General features: G+C 60.0%; 15 protein-coding genes and 1 tRNA gene. 13 read left to right on the forward strand and 3 right to left on the reverse strand.

Going from position 1 to position 17,487, the window contains the following annotated elements; genetic code table 11:
* Positions 1 to 347: 347 nt before the first annotated feature.
* On the reverse strand, positions 348 to 3,572 hold the full coding sequence (locus GC177_05470) for a hypothetical protein (protein ID MBI1275404.1): 3,225 nt from the start codon (positions 3,570 to 3,572) through the stop codon (positions 348 to 350).
* Between the two features lie 167 nt (positions 3,573 to 3,739).
* Here GC177_05470 and GC177_05475 point away from each other — a divergent pair.
* Positions 3,740 to 3,813 (forward strand) — tRNA-Cys (locus GC177_05475).
* Between the two features lie 82 nt (positions 3,814 to 3,895).
* Here GC177_05475 and GC177_05480 read toward each other — a convergent pair.
* Positions 3,896 to 4,156, reverse strand: coding sequence for a hypothetical protein (locus GC177_05480; GenBank protein ID MBI1275405.1), 261 nt, complete (start codon positions 4,154 to 4,156; stop codon positions 3,896 to 3,898).
* 7 nt (positions 4,157 to 4,163) lie between these two features.
* A complete protein-coding gene (gene ubiG / locus GC177_05485; protein MBI1275406.1) occupies positions 4,164 to 4,916 on the reverse strand; it encodes a bifunctional 2-polyprenyl-6-hydroxyphenol methylase/3-demethylubiquinol 3-O-methyltransferase UbiG in 753 nt (250 codons plus the stop codon).
* Between the two features lie 28 nt (positions 4,917 to 4,944).
* Here ubiG and GC177_05490 point away from each other — a divergent pair, with 28 nt between their 5' ends.
* The 12 genes from GC177_05490 (at position 4,945) to GC177_05545 (ending at position 17,460) form a co-directional block, all read left to right on the forward strand.
* On the forward strand, positions 4,945 to 6,075 hold the full coding sequence (locus tag GC177_05490; protein MBI1275407.1) for a methyltransferase domain-containing protein: 1,131 nt from the start codon (positions 4,945 to 4,947) through the stop codon (positions 6,073 to 6,075).
* 3 nt (positions 6,076 to 6,078) lie between these two features.
* The gene (gene rimI, locus GC177_05495; GenBank protein ID MBI1275408.1) at positions 6,079 to 6,522 is read left to right on the forward strand and encodes a ribosomal-protein-alanine N-acetyltransferase; all 444 of its coding nucleotides are present in this window, start codon (positions 6,079 to 6,081) and stop codon (positions 6,520 to 6,522) included.
* Positions 6,523 to 6,563: 41 nt separating this feature from the next.
* Positions 6,564 to 7,124, forward strand: coding sequence for a hypothetical protein (locus GC177_05500; protein ID MBI1275409.1), 561 nt, complete (start codon positions 6,564 to 6,566; stop codon positions 7,122 to 7,124).
* Between the two features lie 92 nt (positions 7,125 to 7,216).
* Positions 7,217 to 8,458, forward strand: coding sequence for an aspartate kinase (locus GC177_05505; protein ID MBI1275410.1), 1,242 nt, complete (start codon positions 7,217 to 7,219; stop codon positions 8,456 to 8,458).
* A 113-nt stretch (positions 8,459 to 8,571) separates the two neighbouring features.
* A complete protein-coding gene (locus tag GC177_05510; GenBank protein ID MBI1275411.1) occupies positions 8,572 to 9,522 on the forward strand; it encodes a 2-nitropropane dioxygenase in 951 nt (316 codons plus the stop codon).
* A gap of 29 nt (positions 9,523 to 9,551) precedes the next feature.
* On the forward strand, positions 9,552 to 10,439 hold the full coding sequence (locus GC177_05515; GenBank protein ID MBI1275412.1) for a hypothetical protein: 888 nt from the start codon (positions 9,552 to 9,554) through the stop codon (positions 10,437 to 10,439).
* An 87-nt stretch (positions 10,440 to 10,526) separates the two neighbouring features.
* Positions 10,527 to 11,774, forward strand: coding sequence for a histidine--tRNA ligase (locus tag GC177_05520; protein MBI1275413.1), 1,248 nt, complete (start codon positions 10,527 to 10,529; stop codon positions 11,772 to 11,774).
* A 3-nt stretch (positions 11,775 to 11,777) separates the two neighbouring features.
* Positions 11,778 to 12,854: a peptide chain release factor 1 gene (prfA, locus tag GC177_05525; protein MBI1275414.1), complete on the forward strand. Its 1,077-nt coding sequence runs from the start codon at positions 11,778 to 11,780 to the stop codon at positions 12,852 to 12,854.
* Positions 12,851 to 13,801, forward strand: coding sequence for a peptide chain release factor N(5)-glutamine methyltransferase (prmC, locus tag GC177_05530; protein ID MBI1275415.1), 951 nt, complete (start codon positions 12,851 to 12,853; stop codon positions 13,799 to 13,801). The genes prfA and prmC overlap by 4 nt, the downstream gene beginning before the upstream one ends.
* A 19-nt stretch (positions 13,802 to 13,820) precedes the next feature.
* The gene (locus GC177_05535; protein MBI1275416.1) at positions 13,821 to 14,648 is read left to right on the forward strand and encodes a DUF4167 domain-containing protein; all 828 of its coding nucleotides are present in this window, start codon (positions 13,821 to 13,823) and stop codon (positions 14,646 to 14,648) included.
* A gap of 401 nt (positions 14,649 to 15,049) precedes the next feature.
* Positions 15,050 to 16,387 carry a type III PLP-dependent enzyme gene (locus tag GC177_05540; GenBank protein MBI1275417.1) on the forward strand — a complete coding sequence of 446 codons (1,338 nt, stop codon included), beginning with the start codon at positions 15,050 to 15,052 and terminating at the stop codon, positions 16,385 to 16,387.
* The gene (locus tag GC177_05545) at positions 16,387 to 17,460 is read left to right on the forward strand and encodes a deoxyhypusine synthase (GenBank protein MBI1275418.1); all 1,074 of its coding nucleotides are present in this window, start codon (positions 16,387 to 16,389) and stop codon (positions 17,458 to 17,460) included. Before GC177_05540 ends, GC177_05545 begins: the two co-directional genes overlap by 1 nt.
* The last annotated feature ends 27 nt before the right edge of the window (positions 17,461 to 17,487 follow it).

Genomic DNA, 17,487 nt, shown 5'->3' on the forward strand with positions numbered 1-17,487 from the left:
GAACAGGCCAAACACATGGCTGTTGGGCATGGGGTAGGGGTGATCAAGGGACGAACGGTTCTGCATGAAAGCACTCTAGCAACAGATGCTTGCCAACGCCTTAATAATGGGGCGTCGGAGCGAAGCGACTGGACGCGACCGCGTCCCGCGCCTTATTGGCGCGTATAGCGAGCGGAGCGAGCCGACAAAAGCCGGAGCGAAGCGACTGGACGCGACCGCGTCCCGCGCCTTATTGGCGCGTATAGTGAGCGGAGCGAGCCAACCAAACCCGCCGCGAAGCGACTGGACGCGACCGCGCCCCGCGTCTTATTGGCGCGTATAGCGAGCGAAGCGAGCCAATAAAGCTCCTAAGTGCCAAGCAAACTCAGGCAGCGGATATTGCGGTAACGCAATTGCCCGCACAGTTCCAGCGCGTCCTTTTGCTGGTAAAACGGCCCAAGCCGCAGGCGCAGCACCGGGTCCTTGCTGCTGGAATAGCGCGGCGGCATCGCATAGGCCGTATAGCTGCCCAGCACGTCCTGCGCCTGGTTCAGCACACCACCCCAATGCTGCTCGGCATCCTGTTTGGAACTGAAACTACCGAGCTGCACCCAGTAAGCGGGCGGCTCCTTGTCGCTGGCCGGGGGCAGCATCACCACTGGGTGCGTGCCGCCGGTCATGCCCAGCTTGGCATCCGTGGCGCGCGGGGTGGCATCCCCGCGTTTATTGGTCGATGCCATGGAAAGCCCGAGATCCTCGCGCATTTTGCATTCAAGCTCGTTATCCACCGCATATTCGCACAGTTTATCCGCCGTTTCCTGCTGCGCCACGGGCCCTACCTCTGCCCAGGCGGAAACCTTGCCCGAACGCTGGTTGAACGGTTCCGTCACGCGGAAACGCAGCCCCGAAATCAGCTTGGTCTGTTCCTTAGCCGCTTTGTTCCAGAATTCCTTGGCCTTATCGCTGCTTTCAAACGGTCCCATGCGTAGCCATTCTGTCACCTGCTTGCTGCTGCGGCTTGGCAGCAGATTGGGGGCGATGGGGGTGGCTTCCGCCATGGTGGCGGGGGCGGTTTCTTCCAGCGGCACACGCACCGCCTCGCCGACAGAGAAACCCTCTTTCGGTTTGCCGTCTTCCGTCATCGGCGTGGCGGCGGCATAGGGTTCCGCGTCATTCGGGGCCACGTCGCTGGAAAAGGTGGAATCAGGCGGAAGATCGGCCAATTCCATCGGTTTTCCGGCCTGCTTGGGCTCGGTGTCCACGGGCGCGGCAGCCGGTGCGGGTTTTTCGGCCTCGCTCCAGGTCGTCATGGCGGGCCCTGGGTGAGGAAAGGAAGGTGTATCCTGTTTGGGAATGGCCACCACCTTTGGCGAGGAAGGTGCAAAACGGTCCGACACCGGCGTCAGGTCTTTTTTCGCCGGTTTGCTTTTTTCCGCGCTGGCGGGTTCATCCAGGTTTTCGGGCAGGGGGGTGAAGCGGTCGGCTTTCACTTCCGCCACACTGGGCAGCTTCGGCGCGGTGGATTCATCCAACCGGGTGATGGCCGCATTGTCGGACGGCTCGGCGCCCTTGGCGGCCAGCTCCATTGGCTTCGCTTCGTCCTTATCGGGCTTCGCCTCGGAGAACATGCGGGTGACTTTGGGCTTGTTGGCGGCGAGCTCCTCACTGCTGGCGAAGGTGGCCTTGTTCGTTTGCGGGTCGCTATCCAGCGCCTTGTCAAGGGCGGCTTTATCGCCCGTACTACCTTTGCCGCCGGTCAGGTTGGCGACAACAGGCTTATCTTCAGGCGGAAAATCCAGCTTCTTGGCGGCATCTTCCACCGGCCGCGCAGGCGCGTCCGAATCCGCCCCGGCATTGGCCATGGGGATGCCGCTCACATCACGGGCGGAAACTTCCACCACGAAACAATCCATATTATGCGCCGAAAGCTTGTCGCACAATTTCTCGGCATCGGTCTTCTTGTCGAAATACCCGGCCTGCGTGCGGTACACGTCGCGCTGTTCGGCGCGCAGCGTCACCTGCGACATCACCGGTGTCAGCCTGCCGAGCTCGTCGGGATATTCTTTCTTGATGCGGTTCCAGTATCGCGCGGCATCGGTGGCGCTGTCCGTGGTGCCGAGCTGCACCAGATATTGCAGCTTACCCTCGGCGGGCTTAACGGCCGCGGCAGGGGCCTTGTCGCTGGTTGCCGGCGCATCCAGAAAGCCGCTGCTGCTCGCAAGTTCCGGCTTTGCCTTGGCATCTTTTTTGGACTTCTTGTCCTTCTCGGGCGTGCTCTCGCCGCCCTTGATGGGGGCCTGGCCGAAATTCAGCATGCCGCCGCCCACCTTGTCGCCGCCATCATCCAGCGAGGCGGGCATGGATGCTCCGGATGCCCCGGCGGTGGATGCCTTGGACATCTTCAGCGCGGGTACATCCGATGCATTCTTCAGCGAGGGGTTTTCATCGTCGAACAACCCGCTGGTTTTGGGCGTGCTGCCCTTGTCGCTGTCCAGGTCGGTCCAGGGCTTGCGTGTTTCTTCACCGCCAAGGTCGACCGGCTTTTTCATGCCCGGCGCATCGGCCGAGCCGCTATCGAAAATCCCGCTCACATCCTTCTGCAGGCTGGTCTGGCCAACGCCCACGGCGTTGGTGCCCGCGTCCGGATCATCCAGTTTCGTGCGTATATCGCCGGATGCGCTGCCATTGGCGCCGATGCCCACCGCATTGGTGCCGCTGTCGCGGTCATCCAGCTTGGCGCGTATGTCGCCGCCATTGCCATTATTCATGGCATCGATGCCGCGCGCGTTCGTGCCGTTATCGGTCGCGCGTGGTTTGCTCACCCCGTTCTCCGCCGCTTTCACCGGCGCATCCTGCAAGGTGCCGTGCGTGCTCTGGTCGGCAAGCGCTTCCTGCACGCCCGTGTATCCGCGCTGAAAGGCGATCTCGGCGGCCGTCAGGCCGTTGCTGTCGGTCATGCCTTTTTGGGCGCCATTTTGCACCAGGATTTTGGTGATCTCGGCATTACCGGTAAAGGCGGCCATCATCAGCGCCGTTTCGCTTTGCGTGTTGGCGGCGTTCACATTCGCTCCGCCTTTCACCAGCAGTTCCACCACCTTGGTGTGGCCCTGCAGCGCGGCGCGCATCAGCGGCGTCCAGCCTTCATGGTCTGTCTGGTTGGTGTTGGCCCCGGCGGCGAGCAGCTGCTTCACCACCTCGTCATTGCCGCGCCGTGCGGCCATGTGCAGTGCCGTGGCGCCGCCCACGTCACGCGCGTTGATATTGGCGCCGACGGAAATCAGGTATTTGACGATATCGCCATGGCCTTTGAACGAGGCCCGCATCAGCGGCGTGGCGTCAAAGCGCCCCTTGCTGTCCACCGCCTTGCCGGAAGAGACCATGCTCTTCACCGCGCTTGCATTGCCCTGGTCGGCCGCATCCACCAGCGTGTCGCCGAAATTGAAGCTGGTCAGCCCAACGGCCTTCTTCTCAGAGGGGAGTTCCGCGGGTTTCTTCTCGGCCGCCTGAACCAGCGCGCCATGACTCACCGCTGCCAGCAGCGCACACAACAATGCGCCGCGACGCCAGTTTTTCACCACTCCCCACTCACCCACAATATATTGTCCTAAATATCGGTTGGGCCACAATATACCCTCTTACTTCAGCTTGCGGCAAATGACAACCACCATGGTAAACAAAAGATGAATGCGGCCCTCTATCCGGCTTGACCGCTGACATCGCTGTGGCTATAGCAGATGTCCCTTCGCTGAAAGCGCACTCAGGCCGAGTAGCAAAGTGGTAATGCACGGGACTGCAAATCCCTGATCGGCGGTTCGATTCCGCCCTCGGCCTCCAGCGGGTTCATACCTACTTGTTATCGGGAATGTAAACCCGCCAGTTCGCAATCATGTTCTTGTATGTCCTTCCATTGCGCGTATTAAGCTTCATTCTTGGCTTGAAGGAAGGCCGCAGTAACCAATCCGGCTTGCACGCATTTATCCATTTTATTGCCATTACGGCTGGCAATTCCATATTGAGTTACGGCATCCTCGGCGACTTGGTTTTGTATGTCCAGTAAGGTGTTATTCGCTTGATGTTCTAATCCGCCTCCAAAAAACCAATAAGCCAAAGCTCCCATGCCAACGAGAGTAACCAATGCGGATGTAGTGGATTGTTTCACTTCTTTTTTATCGCTCATCTCTACCTCACAGATATTTAATAACTGAACTTACCGTCATCATGTAATTCACGGCAACATCCGTTGGATGCAGCGACCATTCCCCGTTAAGCGGGTTGAATGTCACCCCCGCCGTGTGCCGTGCCTTCATACCATGTTGCGCCACCATCGCCGCCATTTCTCCGGGCGTGAGGAATTTCTTCCAGTCATGCGTGCCGCGTGGCAGCCAGCGCAAAATATACTCCGCCCCCACAATTGCCAGCGCGAAGGATTTGGCCGTGCGGTTGATGGTGGAAAGGAACAGCAGCCCACCCGGTTTCACCAGGCCGCACACATGTTGCATGAATAATTCGGGCGAGGCCACATGCTCGATGATCTCCAGCGCCATCACCACGTCATACTGCTTTTTGGATGCCGCCAGCTCCTCCGCCGTTGTGGCGCGGTAATCAATGTTCAGTCCTTGCTGTTCGGCATGCAGCCCGGCCATGGCGATGTTCTTTTCGGATGCATCAATACCCGTCACCGCCGCTCCCAGCCGCGCCATCGGCTCGCACATCAACCCACCGCCACAACCGATATCCAGCAATGCCAGCCCTTCAATTCCACCAAAATGCTTCTCGATCTGGGCCTTCACATACCCGATCCGCGCGGGCCCGAGCTTGTGCAGCGGGGCGAATTTCCCCTTCGGGTCCCACCATTCATCGGCGATGGCGGAGAATTTGGCGACTTCCTCCGGGTCCACCGTGCTGGTGGCGGGCAGGGTGCGTGCGGCTGCGGACATACATATTTCCTTTACAATCGGCCCATAAATGTACGACATTCAGGTCCATACATCAAACGGTCATCCCATGGCACTACTGCGACGCAAAAAACGACGTCCTTATCTGGACCGCCAGCAATATCGCAAGGATATCGACCAGCTTTTTATTGATTTCTGGCAATGGCTCAAAAGCCTCCCCACAAAATGGGAAGATGCCAAGGCCAAGTTTCACGATCTTCCCGGCACCAATTTTCGCCTGGGTGAGGAATATTACTTCAAGGGCGATTTCTCCAACGCCCTCATCCGCTACCGCCTCACCGTGTGGCTGGCGCCAGCTTATGCCCCGGCGCATTACCGCCTGGCGCGCTGTTTCCAGATCCTCGGCAGCCCTAAAAAGGCCGTCACCCATTATCAGCTTGCGCTGAAACTCCGCCCCAATTTCCCCGAGGCCGCCTTTATGCTTTCCATCATGAAGCACGGCAAGGCCCCCGGCGCGCGCCTGCCAAAATCCCTCGTGCTGGAACAGTTCGACCGTCTGGCCCCCTATTACCGTCCCTTTTATGTGGACCGTACCGGCTATACGGGCCACATGGCCGCTGAAAAAGGCATCAGCGACTGGGTGGGCGAGCAGCTTACCAAGTTGAAGGACCGCGTCATCCAGCGTTACGAGGTGGTAGAGCTCGGCTGCGGCTGCGGCATCACCGGCGAGCGTCTTCGCCCCTATGCGCGCATGATGACGGGGGTGGACATGTCCAAACCCATGCTGGAACAAATTCCCGAGCCGCCGGAAGGCATGGCTCCGCTCTACGACCGCCTGCTGCATGAGGAGTTGCACGAATACCTTGCCCGCCAGCCGGGTTCCACGGCCGATATTGTCGCCGCCGTCGGGGTGTTTAACTATGTGGGCGATATAACGGAGGCGGCCACCCATTCCGCCAGCCTGCTGCGCCCCGGCGGGCTTTTCGCCTTCACCGTGGAGCGCGTGCAGGTGCCCGAGGCCAACATGCCCGTGCAAACCGCGCCTTTCGAGTGGCAGCCCGAGCGCGGCACCTTCGCCCATGCGCTGCCCTATATCAAGGAAATCTGCCAGCATGCGGGCCTGAAGCTTTACCGTGTGGACGATATCATGCTCTATGCGGGTGCGCCGGGTTATTTCTGCATGTTCACCAAACCCGCCTGATCCATGCGGCCCGTCCAGCCTGAGGATTCGCCCCTGCTGGCGGAGCTGCACGAAGCCAGCTTCGATACCTCCTGGAAAGCGGATGAATTCACCCGCATGCTCGCCCAGCCCGGCATGCTGGGCTATGTCCATATCGAAGGCGAGCAGGCGCTTGGCATGGCATTCGCCCATGCCGTGCTGGACCAGGCCGACATCATCACCATCGCCGTGCATCCGTCCATGCGCGGGCAGGGCATGGGCCGTGCGCTGATGGAAACGCTTGAAAAAGGCCTGGCCGCCATGGGCGTGCATCACGTCTTCCTGGAAGTCCGCGCCAGCAACCGCATCGCCATTTCCCTCTACGAATCGCTTGGTTACCTGCACCAGGCCAGGCGCCCGAAATATTATGACGGCATCGAAGACGGCCTGCTGATGAAAAAATCCCTCCCCACCATGAGAATGTCATAATAATACAACCTATTTCCCTGAAAATGCCTTTGAATGGAGGCATGATGCACGGATCAAACAAATTTCGCGGCGGCCATGAATATAGCCGTCAGGCCAATGCGCTCATGAAGCAGGATGGTTGGGTTCTAAGCGAATTGAACCATCTGGATGAGGCCGGTGAATATGGCAATATTCTCCTGAACGTGGACATTCATGCCGTCATCAGATGGCAAGGTGCGCCCGAGGCCGAACCCCTGGAAATCAACGTGCGCAAAGCACTTGAATGGGTGTTGGGGCAAAGCACGACTGACCCCGATCTTCTGCAGCACGTCTTGAAAACGGACACGCCCCGTGACGGCCAGACGGTATTGCTGGGCAACAGCGCCCGCATACCCGTGGATTTAAGCCGCTTTTTCGAAGCAATATATGAAAGTGGCCTGAGCCTGCATCTGGAGAGTGAATATTATCAGGCCCATGATCTGGCCCGTCCGTTCACGACCAATGGCGCAACCGATCACATCGAATCCGTAACGGATCTGATCGCCCAGGCCAGGCATACAGAGCCGGATTTGATCGCGGCGGCCTTTGCCGAGGCCAATACCCAGTCCGTACGCATCCGCTAAGAAAAATTCACGGCTGTGCAACAAGCCGTTTCACTTTGCAAACAAATTGATTATAGGAAGCGTCTAGCTTTTTAGACGGCATTCCATAGCAAATGGCCCTTATCGTACAGAAATTTGGCGGCACGTCCGTTGCGAACATCGAACGGATCCGTCATTGCGCCACCCTCGTCAAACGCGAGGTGGACCAGGGCAACCAGGTAGCCGTGGTGGTCTCCGCCATGTCCGGCGTCACCAACCAGCTGGTCGGCTGGGTGAACGAGCTTTCCAACCTCATGGCGGATGAAGCATGGATGGAATATGATTCCGTCGTTGCCTCCGGCGAGCAGGTCACTTCCGGCCTTCTTGCGCTGGCCCTGCAATCCATGGGCATCCCCGCGCGCTCCTGGCTCGGCTGGCAGATTCCGCTTCAGACCGATAACGACCACGGCAAGGCCCGCATCGAAGGCATCGAGAACGAGGCCTTCAAAAGCAGCCTGAAAAACCAGGTCGCCGTCGTTGCCGGGTTTCAGGGCATCGCGCCCGATGGCCGCATCACCACGCTTGGCCGTGGCGGGTCGGATACTTCCGCCGTGGCGCTGGCCGCGGGTCTGGATGCCGACCGCTGCGATATTTTCACCGATGTCGACGGCGTCTACACCGCCGACCCGCGCATCGTGCAGCGCGCGCGCAAATTGAAGAAGGTCGCCTACGAGGAAATGCTCGAGATGGCATCCCTCGGCGCCAAGGTGCTGCAAACACGCTCCGTTGAGTTTGCAATGAAATACAATGTACGCGTCCGCGTATTGTCCAGTTTTGAAGATGTACCCGGCACGGAAGTGGTCGGAGAGGAGGAAGTCATGGAACGCCGCATCATCACAGGCATCACCTACAACCGCGACGAAGCCCGCGTCACGCTGTTCAAGGTCCCCAACGTTCCCGGCATGGCCGCGGGCATCTTCGGCCCCCTGGCCGATGCCGCCATCAACGTGGACATGATCATCCAGAACATCTGCGAAGACGGCAAGGACACCGCCATGACCTTCACCGTCGGCAAGACCGACCTGGAGCGCGCCAAGGACATCCTCAACGCCATCAAGGACAAGATCGGCTTCACCGAAATGGTGACCGACAAGAACGTCACCAAGCTTTCGGTCGTTGGGGTGGGCATGAAGAGCCACGCGGGCGTAGCAGGCAAGATGTTTGCCACCCTGCATGAAAAGGGCGTGAATATTCTTGCTATTTCCACCTCGGAAATCAAAATCAGTGTATTGATTGAATCAGAATACACCGAGTTGGCCCTGCGCGCGCTGCATAGTGCGCACGGGCTGGACGCCAAGGAAGAGGTGATGGGCTAGTGGCTGCATCTGCAGGGCAGGGAGAGAGCGAACAGGGAAGAAAGCGGCTGGCGGCGCTGTCGAAGCGCGGTCTAAAGTTGCTCGGCTGCGAACAGGCCATCCTCTGCGGTGCGATGACATGGGTATCCGAACGCAACCTTGTTTCCGCCATTTCCAACGCAGGTGGTTTCGGCGTGATTGCCAGCGGCTCCATGCCGCCGGAATTATTGCGCACGGAAATCCGCGAAACGCGCAAACTCACTTCCAAACCTTTCGGCGTCAACCTCATCGTCCTGCATCCCCAGCTCGATGAGCTGGTGCAGGTCTGCATCGAAGAGAAAGTCACCCATGTGGTGTTTGCCGGTGGTTTGCCGAAGAAGCCGCATATCGATCAGCTGAAGGAAGCGGGCGTCAAAAGCATCGCCTTTGCTCCCGCCCTGATCATTGCCAAGCGCCTGGTCAAAATGGGCGTGGATGCGCTGGTGATCGAAGGCTCGGAGGCGGGCGGTCATATCGGCCCGGTTTCCACCGCGGTTCTGGCGCAGGAAATTCTGCCCAACATCACCGAGGTCCCCGTCTTTGTCGCCGGCGGCATCGGCCGTGGCGAGACCATGGCCGCTTTTCTGGAAATGGGCGCCGCCGGTGTACAAATGGGCACGCGCTTCGTCTGCGCCGAGGAATGCGTGGCGCATCCGCGCTTCAAGGAGGCCTTCATCCGTGCAAGCGCGCGCGATGCCACCGTCACCGTGCAGCTCCATCCGGAATTTACCGTCATCCCCGTTCGCGCGCTTGAAAATGACGGCAAAAAAGAGTTCAACGAATACCAGCGCAAAACCATTGAACGCTGGCAGCATGGCGAAGTGACGAAAGAACAGGCCCAGCTGGATATCGAGCATTTCTGGGCCGGTTCGCTCCGCCGTGCGGTGGTGGAAGGCGATGTGGAGCGTGGTTCCGTTATGGCGGGGCAAAGTGTCGGCATGGTAACGACTATTCAACCAGTTGCCGCCATTATCGCCGAGCTGGTCGGTCAGGCCACACAGTTTTTGAATAAGAGTTATGAGGTTCAACCCCTTGCTTTCGTGTGATTGGGCTTTAGCGTGATTGGCAAACGGCAATGAGCAAAAAATCGGCAAAATCGGCAAAGCATGCCCCCAAACAGACCGAGCAATCGGTCGGTACCATCTTGTGGACGTCGCGCAGCCAGCAGGGTTACGACCTTTCCGACATTGCTGCCTACCTGAAAATCCGTCTGAACTATCTCGAAGCCATTGAGAACGATCAGTTCCAGGAGCTTCCTCCCGGCGCCTTCGTGCAGGGCTACATCAAAACCTACGCGCAGTTTCTGAATCTGGATCACGATGCCATCCTTAGCCGTTACGAGGAACAGACCGGCCGTGCCCGCAAGGCCGATGTGCGCACCACCTGCATGACGCCCCAGCCCGTGCAGCAGGAAAATCTTCCCAAATACGTCATCGTCTCTATCTCGCTGGCGCTGTTCGTGGCTTTCTACCTGGCATGGATGATGTGGCAGGGCACCCAGCAGGCGGAAGTCACTGCCAATTCCCCCGTGCCCATGCCCGATGAAATGCAGACCTATTTCGAGCAGTTCAAGCCCGCCATCGAAAACGGCCCCCTGCCGGATGAAGAAGCGGCCAGCCCCGCGCCCGCCACCACGCCGGTGAACGGCCAGGTGACGGGTGCCGGCCCCAATGCCGTGCCGGGCGCCGCCCCCGTGCTGAACACGCCAGCGGCGGCCGCGGCCGCCGCGGCTGCCGCCAATACAGCAGTTGACACAGCCCCAAAACCCGTGGATAACGCCCCTATGCAAGGGAATGCACCGGCGCAGGCGGTTCCGCCAGCCCAGCCCGCAGCGGCTCCATCCGGCACGATGGGGGCTACGCCTGCGGTGACCAATCCGGCTGTACCCCAGCAAGTTCCTGCAGCCATCCCTGAAGCCACACCGGCAAGCCCCGGTGCCGACCCAGCCGATGTGCCGGAATAAGAAGGCATAAGCGCCGCGAGCGCACCGCAAACCATAGATTTAGGCCTTACGTTGAGCCAAGCCCAGCCCTCCACGCACACACCCAAACTGCAATCCGTCCGCGGCACGCACGATGCCTGGCCCGAGCAGGCTGCATTGCGCCAGCGCATCGTCACCATCGCGCGCGAGGTGCTGGAAGCCCACGGCTTCGGCCCGGTCGATGTGCCGATTTTCGAATTCACCGAAGTCTTCGCCCGCACGCTGGGCGAAACGTCGGACATCGTCTCCAAGGAGATGTACACCTTCACCGACCGTGGTGGCGAAAGCCTGACGCTGCGGCCGGAATTCACCGCAGGCATCGCGCGTGCCTTCATCGCGGGCGGCATGGCGCACAAGCTGCCGCTGAAGCTCTATGCCTCCGGCCCCGCCTTCCGCTACGAGCGCCCGCAAAAAGGCCGCCTCCGCCAGTTCCACCAGATCGATGCCGAATCCTTGGGCATCTGCGATCCGCTCAACGATGCCGACATCATCGCCGCCGGCTGGAACCTCCTTAGCGCCCTCGGCCTCAAAGATGCCGTGATGCTGGAGATAAACTCCCTCGGCGACCCTGCCAGCCGCGCCCAGTACCGCGAATCCCTGGTCGCCCATCTCACCAAGGTAAAGGACAAGCTTTCCGACGAAAGCAAACTCCGCCTGGAGCGCAACCCGCTGCGCATCCTCGATTCCAAGGACGAAAACGACAAGCGCCTGCTGCTGGATGCCCCGCGTCTGGAAGATTCCTACACGCCCGAGGCCGCCGATTTCTTCAAGAAACTCCGCCACGCGCTGGACAAGCTCAACATTCCCTACAAGGTCAACAGCCGCCTTGTTCGCGGTATGGATTACTACTGCCACAGCGTGTTCGAATTCACCACCGACAAGCTCGGCTCGCAAGGTGCGGTGCTTTCCGGCGGCCGTTACGACGGCCTCATCGGCATGATGGGCGGCCCCGAAACCCCTGCCACCGGCTGGGGCGCGGGCATTGAGCGCCTGGAAGCCCTGGTGGAGGTGATGGAAAGCCTTAAAGCGCCTTTGGCCGCCCCCGTGGTCGTTACTCCGCTCGGCGACGAACATGCCGCCGATGCCCTGGCCATCGCCGACCAGCTTCGTGGTCAACGCATCGCCACGCTCTTCGACAATCAGGGCCAGCTGAAAAAACGCTTCGCCCGTGCCGACAAGGTCGGCGCCTGGGCCATGGTCGTTATCGGCGGTGATGAAGCCGCACGTGGCGCCGCCACGGTGAAACTGATGCAAAAAAGCGAACAGCATGAAGTGCCGCTGGCACAGCTTGCCGCCAAGCTGAACGAATGGAAATAACGCATGTCACTTGAGAATAAACTCGCCGGTATCGTCAAGCGCCACCACCAATTGCAGCAGACGCTGATCGATTCCGCCAACATGAGCTCGCAGGATTTCGCGCAGGCCTCCAAGGAATATGCCGATCTCACCCCCATCGTCGCCCATATCCACGCGCTGGAGGAAGCCCGCAAGCAGTTGAAGGATGCCGAAGCCCTGCTGAAGGAACCCGGCCTCGATGCCGACATGAAAGCGATGGCCGAGGAGGAACTGGCCGAGCTGGAAAAAGAGATCCCCGCGCTCGACCACGCCGTGCGCATAGCCCTGCTGCCTAAGGACGAGGATGATGAGCGTAACGCCATCCTCGAAATCCGCGCTGGCACCGGCGGCGACGAGGCAGCGCTCTTTGGCGGCGATCTGCTCCGCATGTATGAGCGCTATGCCGCTCTGAAAGGCTGGAAGTTCGAACTCCTCTCCCTGTCCGAAGCAGGGAAGGGCGGCTGCAAGGAGGCCTCGGCCACCATTACCGGCAAGGGCGTGTTCGCCCGCCTTAAATACGAATCCGGCGTGCACCGCGTCCAGCGCGTGCCCGAGACGGAATCCGGCGGGCGCGTCCACACCTCCGCCGCCACCGTGGCCGTATTGCCCGAGGTAGAAGAGGTCGACGTCCATATCGAGGAAAAAGACCTCCGCATTGACGTGTTCCGCGCCTCCGGCCCCGGCGGGCAGAGCGTCAACACCACCGATTCCGCCGTGCGCGTCACCCACCTTCCCACGGGCCTGGTGGTCAGCCAGCAGGATGAGAAATCCCAGCACAAGAACAAGGCGAAAGCCCTCAAGGTCCTCCGTGCGCGCCTCTATGAGATGGAGCGCTCCAAGCGCGATGCCGAACGCGCCGCCAACCGCAAATCCCAGGTAGGCTCCGGCGACCGCTCCGAACGCATCCGCACGTACAATTTCCCACAAGGGCGCGTCACCGACCACCGCATCAACATGACTCTCTATCGCATTCAGGACGTGCTCGACGGCACCGACCTGGATGAATTCGTCGACGCCCTTACCGCCGAGGATCAGGCCAACCGCATGCAAGAGGAAGTATGAGCTACCTGGATTGCAGGCATGAATCGGAGCGAAGCGACTGGGCCATTGAGGCCCCGCGCGCTAATGCGCGCGTAGCCCTGCCCAAAGGGCAGGTCAGGCAAATTACTGTCGCCACGGTGCTGGATGAATTGCGTACAGCACTTGCCAGCGCCGCCATCCCCAACCCCGGCATGGAAGCCCGCCTGCTGCTGCGTGAGGCCATGGGGGTGAACGACGCCTTCATCATCGCCCACCCGCAAACCACCATTTCGGCCGATGCCCTTGCATTGGTACAAACCTGGCTCACCCGCCGCCTCAACCACGAGCCCATAGCCTACATCACCGGCAGCCGTGAATTCTGGGGCCGTGATTTCGCCGTCTCTCCCGCTACGCTCATTCCGCGCCCGGACAGTGAAACCCTGATCGAAGCCATCCTCCATCACCGCCCCGATACACAAAAACCGTATCAACTGCTCGATCTCGGCACCGGCACCGGCTGCCTGCTGCTGACCCTGCTGGCGGAATACCCCAATGCCAAAGGCACGGGTATCGAGGCCATCAGCGCAGCCGTCGCTCTCGCCCGCCGCAATGCCCGCGCGCACGGCCTTTCCAGCCGCGCCGCCCTCCACCATTGCCGGTGGGATTACTTCCAATTGGCCGAAGCTGCTGATATCATCATCGCCAACCCGCCTTACATCCCTGCTGCCGACATTGCCACCCTGGCATCGGACGTCAAAGACCACGAGCCGATGAGCGCCCTGATTGGCGGAGCGGACGGGCTGGATGCCTACCGCGTGATTTTCTCCCGCACCCATGCCTGGCTGGCCGGAAACGGCCTGCTCGCCGTCGAAATCGGCCAGGGGCAGGAAGCCGACATTACCGCCATCGCCGCTGCAAACGGCTTTGGCCTGCTTGAAGCCCGCCGCGACCTGGCGGGCATTACCCGAACCCTCCTATTCACTCTGTAGAAAGGCAATAGCCGTGAACATGATGCGCAACAAAAACCGCCCGATGAATTTCCAGCGCGGCAATAACAACGGCGGCGGCAAACGCCCCTTCAACAACAATAACCGCAACCGTCACCGCCGTTTCAACAATAACGGCCAGCGCCAGGGCGCCCGCACGCACGAGGGCAAAACCAAGATGCAGGCCCTGCAGATGCGCGAGAAATTCCAGAACCTCGCGCGCGACGCGCAAATGGTGGGGGATCGGGTGCAGATGGAATATTATCTGCAATATGCCGACCACTATACCCGCATCGTGGATTTCTTTGAAGCAGAGGAACGCGAAGCGGCTGCCGCCTTCAGCGATGAATTTGAAGGCGAGGGCGCGGAAGGCGAAGGCGATGCCGAAAATGATGCCCAGACCGAGGGCGAGGATGCGGCCGAAGGTGAGCCGGTCCGTCAGGGGCATCAGCAGCGCCAGCAAAACCGTCAGCACGGCCAGCACCAGCCGCGCCACCAGCGCCAGCATAGCCAGGCTCAGGGCGAGGGTGATGACGAGAATGGCGGCCAGCAGCCTGCTGCGGCGCCTTCCATGGGCGTTCCGGCCATGGGGCTTCCGCTCCCGCCTGCGTTCCCTTCCTTCCGCGCGCCGGAAACCCTGGGCGGTGACGCCGCCGCAGGCGAGGGCGACGACAGTGGCCCCGCTGAGGAAGAGCAGCCCCGCCAGCCACGCGGCCGTGGCCTTTATGGCCGCCGCCGCGAGGGTGCCGAGGGCGATCAGCCTCGCCAGCCCCGCGCGCCGCGCCAGCCGCGGGCCGAAACGCCAGCGGGCGACGATGCCGGTCAGCCTGGAGCTTCTTCCGACGAATAAGGCCCGCGAGCGCACTCAAAGCGGGAGAGAGGGAAACCTCTCTCCCGCTTTTTTGTTTTTCGTGCTAAAAGCCACCCCGCTTGGCCCAAAAAACAGCCAAAAATAAGCACTTAGGACCGGCTGTGGATGGGGATGGCATCCCATTGAAGGGACTAGATATTTCCAGTGAATAATTTTTTTTTCGTTAAGGTGAAAAAATACTGGCGTGAGGCACAATTTTTTATTACTTAAGCCGACCATTTACGTTATATAACGTTTAGAGGAAGGCGGGTTGCCCAACAACTCGTTGAACTCAGTGGGAAAACTTTAGAGAGACACGGAGACACTCTTGATGGACCAACCGCTTTTGCACTCCTAGCCACTTAGGGAAGGCAGAAGCACCACCGCAAGGAATCGGTGAAATGAAACATGATGTTGCAATGCCCGCTGTGGCAACGCCTACTACTACTAACATCGCTAACCAGGCCGTTCCATCGGAGCAATTAGCACATCAGACCTACCCGAACGTGAAAGCCATGGTGAAAGCCATTCAGCCTTCCTTTCCGGTCCACATTTTCCGTCCCCATGCGGTGAAGCGCGTTACCAGCTGGTTTATCCAAACATTCCCCGGTAAAACCCTTTACGCTGTGAAGACCAACCCGACGCCGCACGCGCTTGCCGTGCTGTATCAGGCGGGCGTGCGCCATTTCGATGTCGCCTCCCTGCCGGAGATCCAGCAGGTGCATTCCATGTTCCCGGATGCGACCATGTATTACATGCACCCGGTGAAAAGCCGCGAGGCGATCAGCGAGGCCTATCACCAATATGGCGTGCGTGATTTCTCGCTCGATTCCTTCGAGGAACTGCACAAAATCCTGGAAATGACCACCACCGGTGAAGTCGATGGCACCGCGCCCGATCTGGGCCTGCACATCCGTCTGGCGCTGCCCAAAGGCTCCGCCGCGCATGATCTGTCGGGCAAATTCGGCGCCAACATGGATGAAGCCGAGGAGCTGCTGCGCCTGGCCCGCAAGGTGGGCAAGCGCGTGGGCATCTGTTTCCACGTCGGCTCCCAGTGCATGGACCCCACCGCCTACGACACGGCCATCGCCAAGGCTGCCGAACTGGTGAAGAAAAGCGGCATCAAGCTGGATGTGCTGGATGTCGGTGGCGGTTTCCCGTCCATCTATCCGGGCCTCACCCCGCCGGATCTGAGCGTCTACATCAACACCATCCGTGCCTCCGTGCATGCCCATTTCGGTGCCAATAAAAAAGGAATGGGGCAGCCGGAACTCTGGTGCGAGCCAGGCCGCGCGCTGGTCGCTGAAGGCGGCTCCGTCGTGGTGCGTGTGGAACTGCGTAAGAAAAACGCGCTCTACATTAACGACGGCACCTACGGCACGCTGTTTGATGCAGGCTCTCCCGGCATGGTGTTCCCCACGCGCCTGGTGCGCGAAGGGCACATTGATAACGAAGAAGGCGGCAGCGGCCATGCAGGCATGACCGGTTACAAATTCTTCGGCCCGACCTGCGACAGCCTGGACACGATGAACGGCCCCTTCGCCCTTCCGGACGATGTCGTGGAAGGCGACTGGATCGAAATCGGCCAGCTCGGCGCCTATGGCTCCACGCTGCAAACCCGCTTTAATGGCTTTTATTCCGACCACACCGTGGTGCTGGAAGACGAGCCCGTGATGTCGCTCAACACCGGGCGCTTCACTCAACAAGAAAAAACCGTACTGACCAAGGAAGTTGCCTGATGACTGCTGTACAAAAAAAGAACGCCCCCCAATCAAGTAAGGTTGGCCCGGAGGCAAAACGCAAAAGCGAGCTGCTCGCTAACGTGGTGGAGCATATCGACATCAAAAGCTTTGATGCGCGCCCCATCATCGACAGCTATCGCAAAATGTCCTTCACCTCGCGTGATCTGGCCCGTGCTGCCGACATCTATAACATGATGCTGGAAGAAAAGGATTGCACCATCTTCCTGTCCGTGGCGGGTTCCACCTCCGCCGGCGGCTGCATGGACCTTTATGCCGACCTGATCAAACACAACATGATCGACGGCATCATCGCCACCGGTGCCACCATTGTGGACATGGACTTCTTCGAAGGCCTGGGCTTCAAGCATTATCAAGGCTCCCCGGCCATTGACGACCGCGAACTGCGTGACCTCTACATCGACCGTATTTATGATACCTACATCGATGAGGAAGACCTGCAGGCCTGCGATGGCACGATCCTCGAAATCGCCGACAGCCTCGAGCCGCGCCCCTATTCCTCGCGCGAATTCATCCGCGAAATGGGCAAATACCTGACGCAGAAGGGCAAGAAGGAAAACTCCCTCGTCAAGCTCGCCTATGAGTATGACGTGCCCATCTTCTGCCCTGCATTCACCGATTCCAGCGCCGGTTTCGGCCTGGTGATGCACCAGGTGAAGAACCCCAAAAGCCACATGTCCATTGATTCCATCAAGGACTTTCGCGAGCTGACCGAGCTGAAGATCAAGTCCGGCGAATCCGGCCTGCTGATGATCGGCGGCGGCGTGCCCAAAAACTTCGTGCAGGACACGGTGGTGTGCGCCGAGCTGCTGGGCCATGATTCCCCCATGCACAAATACGCCATCCAGATCACGGTGGCCGACGTGCGCGACGGTGCCTGCAGCTCCTCCACGCTGAAGGAAGCCTGCTCCTGGGGCAAGGTGGACGTGACCTATGAACAGATGGTCTATGCCGAAGCCACCAGCGTGCTGCCGCTGCTCGCCAGCGATGCCTACCATCGCGGCGCCTGGAAAAAGCGCCCGCAGCGCAAGCTCGCCAAGCTGCTGGTCTAATCCATAATACCCCTCTCCACCCTACAG

Source organism: bacterium, assembly GCA_016124905.1.
GTDB lineage: Bacteria > Pseudomonadota > Alphaproteobacteria > Rickettsiales > RI-342 > RI-342.